The sequence below is a fragment of the Vibrio sp. HM8-C genome, assembly GCF_058630515.1.
This window is the reverse complement of record NZ_JBMMKS010000003.1, coordinates 202,858-214,737: the sequence shown is the minus strand read 5'-3', so window position 1 is coordinate 214,737 and position 11,880 is coordinate 202,858. Positions and strand designations below refer to the sequence as shown.

The window sequence follows — 11,880 nt, the reverse complement described above, 5'->3', positions numbered from 1 at the left end:
GAACTCCTTCTAGTGATGTTTCCAGCTACGGTTTACCACTATGGTTGAGAAGTAAGGCAGAGCTTCACCCTCTTCTACTTGTGACAAATCCGGATAAAAGATCTCATTCTCCATTGAGGCGTTTGCCATCAACACAGCATGTTCAAGCAAACCCTGCTCAATCAACAACTGACGCACTTTGTCAAAACGCCCGTAGACTTTCATCAGCACCACAGCTTCGTGGTCTATCAAAGCACGGCGAAGTACTTCTATCTCTGCAGTACATGACATCACCGCCAATGACTGTTGTTCCATACACAGTGGGAAGTGCGCTTGTGATGCGATACAAGAGAAAGAGGTAATTCCGGGAATGATGTCTATATCAATTTTGCTTTCGAGACGTTCGAGCAGAAATACCCAGGTGCTAAACAACATGCTGTCACCTAAGGTAATGAATCCCACTTGTTTCCCGTGATTCACATCTGCTTCAATTTCGAATGCAACGTCATCCCACGCTTGCTGCTTTTCTTGCTCATCATTGGTCATGGGGAAATGGCGCTCTTTGATCAGAACTTGTTTTCCGATGTATTCACGAACAATCGACAGTGCAAGGCTATCGCCGCCTTTGCGACCTGCAGGTGCATACAAAACATCCAACTTATCAAGAAGTCGAGCTGCCCTTACAGTAATAAGGTCGCTTGCGCCCGGTCCCGTTCCAATCGCATAGAGTTTTCCTTTATTCACGCGACTTTCTCCTTAACCAATGGCTTATTTGCTAATTCAGTAGCAGCTAAGTGATCGACAAACATCTGTCTGATAAGCGGATTTTCTCCCAATCCCTGAACGATCGGTTCGGCAACGATGCCCGATTTTTGAATCAGTGTTTTCCATGAGTCAGGTTCATCAGAAGCCATGTCATTGATTGCGTGATCACCGGCAACCAGCATCAGCGGCATAAGATACACTTTGTTAACGCACTCATTTTCCAACCTAGAAATCACGCTCTCGATCTCTGGATAGCTCTCAACCGCGCCAACAACATAGGGCAAATTTCTCGCCATCATCATGTGGTCAAGACAAGCGTATGCAGAAAAGGCATGGTGTGTTGCTCCGTGCCCCATAAGCACCAAACGTTCATCGTGTTTCAGTTGTGGTGCTTGATGTTGAATGGCTTCAACAAGCTGATCATAGTCATCCATACAACTCAACAGAGGCAGACCTAGCTGCAAGTTGTCAAAGTCATCGCGATAAGATTCCACTTGCTGAGAGATCTTTTCGTATTCGTCACCATTGATGATGTGTAAAGACTGAATAACCACATCACGATAGCCTGCGTCTTTCAGACGTTGCAGAACCTCTTGTGGGTTATCGATATGAATCCCATCGCGCTTCTCGAGTTTCCTGATGATCATCGATGACGTAAATGCTCGGAAGAAGTCTCGATTAGGATAAGCCCGTGCAAGTTCGGCTTCACATGCTTCGATGTTTTTCTTCATCGCATGGTGATAGCTGGTGCCAAAGCTGATTACAACTAATGCTTTTTTCATACTAAACATGCCTCTTGTTGCCAACTGTCAAACAGCTCTTCACAGCCGGATAAGTTGGTCTGATAACTCACGTATTGGTTAATCGTTGTTGTCTTTGGCCGTTCGATCACAATGCAAGGGATACCCAGCTCGATACACGGCTCTACTTTTTCCCCAAAGCCACCAACGCTGCCCGATTCCTTTGTAATCACGACATCCGGCTGAAGCATTTCATACAGCGCGCGGTTCATGTTTCGAGTAAAAGGACCTTTCATCGCGATGATATTTTCAATACCAAGTCCTAATGCGTTGCACTCACTGATCACTTCTGCAACTGGCAACACTCGTGCAAACAGCACTTTGTCTCTCAGCATTCGCTTGAACGTTTCCAAATCTTTACTGCCAGTGGTGAGTAAAACCCGTTGCTGGCTGTCTGTGATTTTTCTGCACGCGTCCATCACATTGGTTGCCTTGATAACCAGAGGCGAATCATGAATAGATTGTGACTTTTCGTTTGTAGCGCTCTCAATTGTGGAGTGTGTTACTTGTGGCTCGTAACTGGTTCGCTTGTAACTAGGAAGCTCGTAGCTGGGGCGCTCATAACGCATGACCGGACACTGAATACCTTCACAGGCCACCACTATCGTGAGTCGAAGAACCTGCGCGTAGGGGTGAGCTGCATCAATAACGTAATCCACGTGATTGCGTTGAATAAATTCGCGCATGGCGGAGCTGTCCATACGCCCTAAGATAACGTTGGATTCAAATTGTTTTGCACTGTGTTTACCTTCTTCGGTTGCAACTGACAACGTAAAGTGAATGCCACGCGCAGCCAATGCTTCGCACAACATCAAAGCGTCAGAAGTTCCTCCGAAAACAAGCACATGGTTTGGTTTCACAATGAATACCCTCTCGGCGTAATCATCATGCCCTGATCGAAATAAGTAGACTGATTACCCACAACAACCAAAGTACGCATGTCGACCAATTCAAAATCCATCTCTTCGAAAGGCATAATCCATTTTTCTTCTTTACGTCTGCCCGCTTCTTTTACGATGCCAACAGGCGTATTGGGATTTTTGAACGGAGCCATCAGCTCAAAAGCACGTTTTAGATGACCTTCTCTACCGCGACTTCTCGGGTTGTAGAAACAGATAACGAAATCGGCTTCTGCTGCATTAATGATGCGTTTTTCAATTAGCTCCCAAGGCGTTAATAAGTCACTCAAGCTGATGTGACAGAAGTCGTGCATCAGTGGTGCGCCAAGTACGGAACCTGCTGCAATACTCGCAGTCATTCCCGGTATCACTTTGACTTCAACGTCCCATTTTTGCTTAGTGACCATTTCAAGAATTAATCCAGCCATACCGTACACGCCGGAATCGCCACTGCTAATAATGGCGACCGTTTTTCCAGATTGAGCCAATTCCAATGCGGTCTGACAACGCTCAATTTCTTTACACATTCCGGTTTTAATTACCGGCTTATCGCCCACCAACTCTTTGACTAAATGGGTGTATGTTTTGTAACCCACAATCACTTCAGCCGCTTCTATGGCTTCTCGAGCTTGGTAAGTCATCATGTCGAGTCCACCCGGACCAATTCCTACCACGTATAACATCAGTTCAATACTCCATAGGTAATAGTGATTCCTTGCTGTTTAATGGTGTCACCCAGCAGAGAGCCGTTGCTCAATAACCACGCTGCAGGCTGTGATACAGCACCTACGCCCACGGTTTTGGCAACAAAATCAGAATGAGGAAAACGGTCTGCGCACTGATTTAACTCATCGGCGCTAAACACTTCAAAAGGCACATCATAAGATTTCGCCAAATTAACGATGGCATCTTCATTGCGTTTAACATCAATGCTGCCAATGATGCTCAACGCTTTAGGATGAATATTCAAAGCCTGCAACTGGCTATTGAAAAGCGACTTCAAGAGGTCTGGTTCAACACCTTTGCGGCAACCGATACCTGCCACTAAGCGTTTAGGAATTAATTGGAATGTAGGTACAGACCAATTTGGACGTGTTGATTGCATAGACACGTCAATCAAAGCATCCAGTGAATGCTGAGAAATTGTCTCGTCATCAACAATCGTCAAACCACGTATATCAAAGCTGTGAATATCGAAATCCAGTTGGTTAACAAGAAACGGATCAACAATGATGCCCACCTGCTTACCACTGACCAACATCTGGTTAATGGTTTTGGTAGCGACACGAAAATCGATGGTGTCGGCACACATCTGCTTAGCTAGCAAATCAAACGAGCATGTCTGATTAACATCCGTTGATGTGGTAATCACAGCCGTACCGTCAATCAGGTGAGACAGATAACGGGCTAACTCATTCGCACCACCGACATGACCAGATAATAGGCTGATGACATGCTTACCTTTTTCATCAATAACTAACACCGCGGGATCGGTAAACTTATCCTGAAGTAGCGGTGCAATAGTTCGAACGACGATGCCACACGCTCCAATCACTATGATGGCACTGTCGCGCAGGAATGCCTGACTCAGGGTGTTTTTGAAGCTATCGACAAACGGTTTGAACCCATCCTGCAGATATTTTTCAGAGCAGTAGCACTCCATCGGCAGGTGTTCGCGCAGCTTATTCGCCACCTGCTGACCACCCGGTGTTAACGTGAATAAAGAGACCGATTCGCACCTAACGGTATTCATGGCAGAACTCCGCGTCATACAGTTTGGAGTAGTGATACTCTTCACCGAGGAAACGCCCAACCAGAATCAATGCTGTTTTATAGATGCCCGCTTCCGTTACCTTTTGTGCGATATCGGCCAGTGTGCCTCTCAAAATTTGGCAATCTTTCCACGTGGCTTTGTAAACGATAGAAACCGGAGTATCTGAAGGATAACCGCCCGTCATCAGCTTATCGACGACTTCCCCAATCCCTTTCACTGATAAGAAAATCGCCATAGAGGTTTGATGCTGAGCAAAACTTTCTAATGACTCCAGTTCTGGCGTTGGTGTTCTGCCAGCCATACGGGTGATGATGAGACTTTGAGAGACTTCTGGAACGGTGTATTCCACACCAAGTTCAGACGCTGCACCAAGGAAAGAAGAAACACCCGCCACTGAACGAAAACCAATGCCCAGTTTTTCCAACTCTTCACCCTGTTCACGGATAGAACCATATAAAGAGAGATCGCCGGTTTGAAGACGTATCACCAATTTCCCTGCGTTTACTCCCTCTGCCATCATGGTGATGATCTGCTCCAAATGCATATACGCACTGTCGTGGCATTGGGCAGTTGGTTTGCAGTAATTGAGCAACTCAGGATTAATCAACGAACCCGCATAGATGACGATATCAGCCTGTTTTAACAAGTTGTAACCTTTCAAAGTGATCAGCTCTGGATCACCTGGACCTGCGCCAACAAAGTAGACTTTAGAATGATCAAAGTTATCCATGACGTTGATTCCCCTTAATACATGAAACGATAAATGTTGGATTATTTGGCTTGAAGTAGTAGCTAGTGCCGAGAGAAGTCATAGAAGAGACTTGGATTTGGCTACACTCAAATTCGTCGATAGCGCACGTTTTTAAATGGTCTAGTGCTTGGTTAAGACTGCCGTGCAAAATGAAGTTCATCACAAGGCGGCCGCCCTCTAATAAATGGTCTAACGCCCAGTCAATAATCTGTTCTAAATTGCCGCCAGAGCCGCCAATAAACACCGCATCGAATTTTCCGGTTAGTTCACAGGGCGCCATTTTGTTGATGAGGTGAATATGGTTACAGCCAAAGCGCTCCATGTTTTTGTGCATGATTTCTACAGCATGCTCATTCTTTTCAATGGCATACACGTGTAAGCGTTCAAAGCTTAATGCTGCTTCTAAAGCGATGCTTCCTGTTCCCGCCCCCACATCGACAAAACGGCTTGCAGAACCTAACTGCAACTTATCAAGCACGATGGTACGTACTTCTTGCTTTGTCATCGGCACTTTTTCTACTCTCAGAAATTCACTGTCTTTCATTCATCAACACCACCACGTTCATGTCATACTCACGCTGTACTTGCTCAGGTTTAAGTACTGAAATTTTCTGATTTTCATACCCCAAGTTTTCACCAACGATGACGCTGCATTTGAGATTGCGTTTTATCGCTTCCTGAGCAATTTCATAAGGACCGAGAATCTTGTCTGTCACCAGAGCAATCTTTTTATGTAAGAAGAGAAAGTCGAAGTCAGGCTGTTTGCCATGGCTGCTGGTAATGTAAAGATCGTTCATATCAATCCCTATTTCCGAAAACAGCATTTGAATAGAGCTTATGCCTGGAACACATCTGCGTTGGTCTGGCGCAAAATGCTCGCTAATACGCTTACCGATACCAAATAACATTGGATCGCCGGACGCCAATACAACCACCAGTTGAGATTTGAATTCTTCTAATGTGGCTAACGTGTTCTCAATGCTTCCCGACAATTCAATTCGTTTCCCTTTGAAATCGCTAAAAGCACTTAATAAGCGAGGCCAACCTACGAGGATATCGGCCTTCGCTATTAAGTTTTCTCCAGCGACAGTCATAAGATCTCTGCATCCTGGCCCAGTTCCTACTACGTAAATCATTGGAAATCCTCCACGATTTGTTCAACAGGACGATTACTACCTAACACTTGGTTTTCAAAAGAAAACAACACTACGTCACACTTGAACTGATGCTTGGCATACTTCAACATTGCCGCAACTCTGCGTTCTATCTCTTGAGCGATATTTTGGTAAACCGCCTGATAGCCATGTTCTTCAATCAGCTCAAGCGCTTCTTCGGTGGTTAAGCAGTGATAGATTTGGCGTAGTAAATCATGGGGCGCATTCAGTAACGCCAAGTGGGTGACTAAAGTTTCTAAACGTGCATCAGCAATATGGGAATGGGTGTGAAAAACCCCTGCCGCAATTTTGATAAGCTTACCCAAGTGTCCCACGATAAGAACTTGTTCGAAGTTCAAGCGATTCGCTTCTTGCAACATGTAGCCCACGAAATTGCTCATGGTCACCACAATGTCTTGTTCGATATTGAGTTGTTGCTGTACAAAACGCTCGCCGTGGTTGCCTGGGACTAAGACGATTTTACTGTGTCCTAATGCGCGTTTTTGTTCGAGTTCAATCGCAAGGGAGCGTTTCCAGCTTTCTTCCGACATTGGAGTAACAATACCTGAAGTTCCGATGATCGAGATGCCGTTTTCAATCCCCAATCGTGAGTTGTAGGTTCTCTCAGCGCGTTCTTTTCCTTCAGGAGCAAAAATGGTGACAACCGCGCCTTTGTTAGGGCCAATAACATCACGCACTTCTTGCTCTATAGTGTGACGCGGCGTTTTGTTAATCGCGGCAACACCTACAGGTAAACCCACGCCTTTGCGTGTCACCACGCCCACACCTTCACCACCCAGTATTTCAATGGATTGAGTATCGTTCACCGTTACTTGGGCGTAGATCAACATTCCATGGGTAGCATCCACATCATCACCGCCATCTTTACGTATCGCGGCGACCGCACTCTGCAATTCCACGGAAGCATCTTCGACATTCAGATTTAGCGCCACACCTGATGGTGTCACAATGGAAACTTGATGAATGAGTTGCTGACGCATCACCATTAGTGCTGCCACTTTGGCTGCGGCAGTCGCACAAGAGCCTGTGGTATAACCCTTGCGATAAGATTTACCTCTGTGCCAAACAATATCCGCTTCAGCTGTTTGACTCATAAAGCCTCCCGCATGTGGTAAAGTACAGCGTTGACGATGGCAGCTGCAACATTGCTTCCACCTTTTCTGCCCAGAGCAGTGATGAAGGGGAAATTGCTCTCGTAAAGCGCTTGTTTGGATTCTGCCGCGCCAACAAAACCAACGGGGACACCTATGGTCATGACAGGTTTATTGACCGCACTTTCTAGCAGTTGAAACAAAGCAGTGGGTGCATTGCCGAACACAAACACTTTGTTACCTTCATCTTTTAAGGCCTTTTCTACCGCAATCATTGAGCGTGTTTTGGATTGCGCTTTCGCCTGTTCTGCCACCCAAGGGTCAGCGATGTAGCATTTAATGTCACAGTCAAACTGCTTCAAAAGACTCTTATTGATGCCAGAGAGAGCCATTGTTGTATCGGTGTAGAATGTGCAGCCTTCATAAATACCCGTTTGCAACGTCGCTAAAGCATCCGGTGAGAACTTCAATATCTCCAGCCAGTCGAAATCGGCAGTAGTATGCACTGCACGAGTAATGACTTTCTTTTCAAGTTCATTAGCAAACTGATAATCAGGAAATTCAGTGGCAATGATCTCGTCGATGATTTCAAAACTCGTCGATTCAATTCGTTGTGGCTGCTGAATAAAGTTCATACGGCTATCCCTAAATAACAATGATGTAAGCGAGTGAAAATAGAAGTAGAGCTAAGGTTGACGTTAAGTACATTAAGCGCGTTGATTGACCTATGTCCTCTGGCTCGATTTCTCTAAGGAAATCTCCAATCCAAGGCTTTTCTACCAATTGACCAAAGTAGTTACTTGGACCACCAAGTTGCACACCAAGCGCTCCCGCGACCGTCGCTTCAGACCAAGCGCTGTTAGGGCTTTTATGTTGATATCGGTCTCGCCAACCAACGGTAAATGCAGATTTACCATTGCACCCCATTAGGAAGGCAGACAATGAAAACAGCAGCCAAGAAATACGAGCAGGAATAAAATTCGCCACGTCATCCAAACGCGCAGAGACAAAACCCAACTCTCTATAGCGATCGTTTTTGTAACCAACCATAGAATCAAGGGTATTGATCGCTTTGTATGCCATCGCAAGTGGTACACCGCCTATAAACAGATAGAGCATCGGTGCAATCACACCATCTACCGTGTTTTCAGCCACAGTTTCGACTGTCGCTCTGGTGATCTGTTTTTCATCCAGTTGGCTGGTATCACGTCCAACGATGTAAGAGACTTTGAGGCGTGCTTCTTCAAGGTTATGAGAACGCAGCGGGATTAGCACTTCATAAGCCGCATCTTTTAAGCAGCCTGTCGCAAGCACAGTGAATGCAAGCCAAAGCTCGACAACTGTCCCAAGTAGCCAGTGGATGTCATAACTCAAATGAATCACTGCCCAAGTAATTAAACCTGCAGTGCCAACAATCCAGAGCCACAAAATGCCGCCAGCGATATAGAGCCATACTTTGCTGCTAAAGATTTGTCGGATTCGTTTCTCCATATTGGAAATTGAAATCCCGATCAAACGTACAGGATGGGGCCAACTGTGAGGATCACCAATCAACAGATCCATAAAGAACGCGGTGAAATATAGAGTTAAGGTCATCATAGGCTTCGCGCCCTCTTAAACCACTCAAGCAACATCTCCGGAGACTGCGCAAAATGCACATGGAGATACATCGCTAACGTATTACCTACTTGATAACCACCTCGCCAGGTTGCAAGCACTTCGCCTTCATGGACTTTACTCAGTGTGAATGCCGGCTCCATATCCGTAACAAAATCGGAATAATGAAATTCGTGACCACGTAACTCATTTCCAGACAGGCACAACAAAGTGTCTACGTTTGCTTTTGCATTGCAGTAACCAAAGCGATTCAGCTTGTTAGACATAACGCTTTGACCTGACAAGATACCGACCATGGGATAGATGTTTTCTTCACTGTCAGAAAGTGAACTCCCTAAATACATCAATCCGCCACACTCTGCATAAATGGGCAAATTGGCTTGATGAGCCGCAAGGATTGATTGCAACATCGAACGGTTTTTCGACAGCTTCTCAGCATATAGCTCAGGGTATCCGCCACCGATATACAGCAAATCGCATTCAGGTAATTGTGAGTCCGTTAGAGGGCTAAAATATCGAATTTCAACACCGCAGCTGGTTAGGAGATCAAGATTCGCTTGGTAATAGAAATTAAATGCCTTATCCATTGCGACTGCCACAACTAAGCCTTTACCCTTACCTTCCATCGCTTGATAAATCGTCTGCGTTGTACCTTGGTAAAGTTGAGAGCAAGCAACACTAAGCAAGCGATCAACATCAACATACTGTTCAATAGCGTCAGCCAGTTCATCCCATTGAGAATCCATATCTTGTGATTCTTGAGCAGTCATCAAACCTAAGTGACGAGAAGGAAGTTCAATATTGGGTAACTTAGGTAATCGACCAAAAGCTGGAATGTGGCAATAGGTTTCTACAGCCTGTTTAAGAAGCTGGTAGTGCTTATCTGAATTGACGTTATTAAATACAACACCTGCAATGTTTATCTCTTTGCCGAACTGCTGAAAGCCCATAACAATCGCGGCAGCTGATGTCGACATAGCTTTACCGTCTACAACTAAAATCACTGGGCATTTGAGTGCTTTGGCTGTACCTGCGCTGCTGCAATAGTATGGATCGGTGCCATAGCCATCGAATAACCCCATAACACCTTCTATCACTGCGATGTCGGCATTTTGTGTTTGTTGATGGAATAAGGCGTTAACAGTCTGCTCATCGAGCATAAAGGAATCTAAATTATGGGATGGAACGTTGGCAACTTTGCTGTGCCAAGCGGTATCAATGTAGTCCGGGCCAACCTTAAATGGCTGAACTTTTAGCTCACGGCGACACAAGGTTCTTAGTAAACCTAATGTGAATGTTGTTTTGCCGCTTCCGCTGTTTGTGCCCGCTATAAGTAATGCTTTCATAGTCCACTTTCAGTTACGTTTCTGAACGGACGGTGGGCAGGTGAAAAGTCGTAGGGTCTTAAGAGAGGAACCTACTTCTCTCACTCTCTTCCCACCGAAGGAGTTATTGAGTTCAACTTGATTCGTCTTCTGGCTTAGCTTCATCCTTCTTGATTCCTTCCCGTTTCACCTATGAAACAGTGGTATAACCAAGTCGTCAGCATTACAGCAGCGGGGGCTGCGGAGGATTCTCACCTCACTTCCGTAATCCCTTGCGGGATATATGCCCAGTCTGGGGCATAACCAAATTGAAATATCGTGTTTCGACAACTAAAACTAACTACATATCTTGTTCCTAAATCTCACTATAGGCTTCTAGTTAATAAATTCTGGCTACCATGATGATGAATTTCTGCCAAATTATCACCTTCAATGGTAATAAATTGTCATGCTAACCTAAACAACCATTTAAAACAGTATCTTACAGAGTTAATTAAAACATACAAATGGTAATTTATTGTCATTGTGCAATATTCAAATATGTTAAGTGGCACCGGTTATTAAACTCAAGTGCCACTTAAAAATTAAATCACTTATTTTCTAGATCAACTAATCGTGAATTACCGCATCTTGATAATGTTTATCTCTATATTCTTGTGGACTCATACTGCAATTTTTTCTAAATACCTTGCAGAAATAACTAGTCTGAGAAAATCCCAAATTTTTCGCAATTGTCGCCACAGGGATACCACTGCTTTTTAACATTTTCTTGGCGTGCATAATACGGCAATTATTCAAGTACGCATTGAAACCAATGCCAAGATGTTTCTTGAATAACTTCGAAAAGTAGTAAGGGCTCAGATAGATATGGGCAGCGACATCTTCCAATTTAATGTCGTCACTAAAATGGTGCTCAATAAAGCGCAACGCCTTTTTGATCTTATGATCATTGTTATTGATAGAGAGCTTTTGTTGGTCGTTAATGCCAGTATCGTCAATCACTACAAGGTTAATGTGCTTACGAATACAGTTCTCAACAATTAGTTGCAGCAACTCGGCAGAAGCCAGGACTTTTTGGTAATCAACAACTGGAATATCTTCAAAACAATGACGAAGCTCCTCGTCTTTTTCCCACATATTTTGGGTGTGTGCCATCCCTTCAATGGACTCATCTTCATGGCCGATAAGTCTTACCTGCCCGCACAACACAAAGCCAACCAAGTGTCCTTCAACGATCAAAGGAATTGAGAAATCCGTAAGCCCAGCATGGCATTGGTACACACATGGTTTGTTATCAACAGAGGCTTTGAGACCACCTCTTTTATCACTGAGCATGCATTGATTGTAGAGTTCGGGGTTCTGTCTGATCTTCTGACAGAAATCTGAAAAGTTAAATCGTTCTGATATTTCCTCTCCATGTATATTTACGACGACCACGGCTAATTCTGTCGCTTGTGCAAAATCTGAAGCGATCTTTCTTATTAATGCTGAGTCTAATGAGGTAACAGAAGACATAACCACCTTCTTAGTCCATTGATACGATACAAAATACTTCGTCCCGAAATTCGAGTTTATATGTAGCACCAAGATGGAAACAAATAAGTGATCAGTAACTAAATTAACCAATTTATTTCGTCAGATTTATGTAAAGAAACTTTGATGGTTAATATTTTGATAATTAATTGTTACATACAACTAATTTAC

Annotated in this window: 13 protein-coding genes and 1 riboswitch; all 13 genes read right to left on the bottom strand. The window is 44.4% G+C overall.

The genetic code is table 11. The annotated features are described in order from the left end of the window. Positions 1-9: 9 nt before the first annotated feature. The 13 genes from ACOSVQ_RS05820 to pocR all read right to left on the bottom strand — a co-directional run bounded on the left by ACOSVQ_RS05820 (position 10) and on the right by pocR (position 11,691). Positions 10-723, bottom strand: a complete 714-nt coding sequence (locus ACOSVQ_RS05820; RefSeq protein WP_491981597.1) for a cobalt-factor II C(20)-methyltransferase — start codon at positions 721-723, stop codon at positions 10-12. Further along, the gene (gene cbiK, locus ACOSVQ_RS05815; protein WP_491981596.1) at positions 720-1,526 is read right to left on the bottom strand and encodes a sirohydrochlorin cobaltochelatase; all 807 of its coding nucleotides are present in this window, start codon (positions 1,524-1,526) and stop codon (positions 720-722) included. The genes ACOSVQ_RS05820 and cbiK overlap by 4 nt, the downstream gene beginning before the upstream one ends. Continuing rightward, complete coding sequence (gene cobK, locus ACOSVQ_RS05810; RefSeq protein WP_491981595.1) at positions 1,523-2,404, bottom strand: precorrin-6A reductase; 882 nt, start codon at positions 2,402-2,404, stop codon at positions 1,523-1,525. The genes cbiK and cobK overlap by 4 nt, the downstream gene beginning before the upstream one ends. Continuing rightward, positions 2,401-3,126, bottom strand: coding sequence for a precorrin-3B C(17)-methyltransferase (locus ACOSVQ_RS05805; protein WP_102941974.1), 726 nt, complete (start codon positions 3,124-3,126; stop codon positions 2,401-2,403). Before ACOSVQ_RS05805 ends, cobK begins: the two co-directional genes overlap by 4 nt. Then, on the bottom strand, positions 3,126-4,196 hold the full coding sequence (locus tag ACOSVQ_RS05800; protein WP_171137980.1) for a cobalt-precorrin 5A hydrolase: 1,071 nt from the start codon (positions 4,194-4,196) through the stop codon (positions 3,126-3,128). Before ACOSVQ_RS05800 ends, ACOSVQ_RS05805 begins: the two co-directional genes overlap by 1 nt. Further along, entirely contained in the window at positions 4,183-4,947 is a 765-nt protein-coding gene (locus ACOSVQ_RS05795; protein ID WP_491981594.1) for a cobalt-precorrin-4 methyltransferase, read from the bottom strand. Before ACOSVQ_RS05795 ends, ACOSVQ_RS05800 begins: the two co-directional genes overlap by 14 nt. Beyond that, positions 4,940-5,512 carry a decarboxylating cobalt-precorrin-6B (C(15))-methyltransferase gene (locus tag ACOSVQ_RS05790; RefSeq protein WP_491981593.1) on the bottom strand — a complete coding sequence of 191 codons (573 nt, stop codon included), beginning with the start codon at positions 5,510-5,512 and terminating at the stop codon, positions 4,940-4,942. Before ACOSVQ_RS05790 ends, ACOSVQ_RS05795 begins: the two co-directional genes overlap by 8 nt. After that, positions 5,499-6,104 (bottom strand): cobalt-precorrin-7 (C(5))-methyltransferase, encoded by a 606-nt coding sequence (locus ACOSVQ_RS05785; RefSeq protein WP_491981592.1) that lies wholly within the window; start codon positions 6,102-6,104, stop codon positions 5,499-5,501. Before ACOSVQ_RS05785 ends, ACOSVQ_RS05790 begins: the two co-directional genes overlap by 14 nt. Next, positions 6,101-7,237, bottom strand: a complete 1,137-nt coding sequence (gene cbiD, locus ACOSVQ_RS05780) for a cobalt-precorrin-5B (C(1))-methyltransferase CbiD (RefSeq protein ID WP_491981591.1) — start codon at positions 7,235-7,237, stop codon at positions 6,101-6,103. The genes ACOSVQ_RS05785 and cbiD overlap by 4 nt, the downstream gene beginning before the upstream one ends. Beyond that, on the bottom strand, positions 7,234-7,869 hold the full coding sequence (locus ACOSVQ_RS05775; RefSeq protein ID WP_491981590.1) for a cobalt-precorrin-8 methylmutase: 636 nt from the start codon (positions 7,867-7,869) through the stop codon (positions 7,234-7,236). The genes cbiD and ACOSVQ_RS05775 overlap by 4 nt, the downstream gene beginning before the upstream one ends. 10 nt (positions 7,870-7,879) lie before the next feature. Further along, the gene (gene cbiB / locus ACOSVQ_RS05770) at positions 7,880-8,833 is read right to left on the bottom strand and encodes an adenosylcobinamide-phosphate synthase CbiB (protein WP_207621568.1); all 954 of its coding nucleotides are present in this window, start codon (positions 8,831-8,833) and stop codon (positions 7,880-7,882) included. Further along, positions 8,830-10,197 carry a cobyrinic acid a,c-diamide synthase CobB gene (locus tag ACOSVQ_RS05765; protein WP_491981589.1) on the bottom strand — a complete coding sequence of 456 codons (1,368 nt, stop codon included), beginning with the start codon at positions 10,195-10,197 and terminating at the stop codon, positions 8,830-8,832. Before ACOSVQ_RS05765 ends, cbiB begins: the two co-directional genes overlap by 4 nt. Before the next feature lie 102 nt (positions 10,198-10,299). Further along, positions 10,300-10,499, bottom strand: a riboswitch (cobalamin riboswitch). Positions 10,500-10,785: 286 nt separating this feature from the next. Next, the gene (gene pocR, locus ACOSVQ_RS05760; RefSeq protein WP_102941966.1) at positions 10,786-11,691 is read right to left on the bottom strand and encodes a transcriptional regulator PocR; all 906 of its coding nucleotides are present in this window, start codon (positions 11,689-11,691) and stop codon (positions 10,786-10,788) included. Between the last annotated feature and the right edge of the window lie 189 nt (positions 11,692-11,880).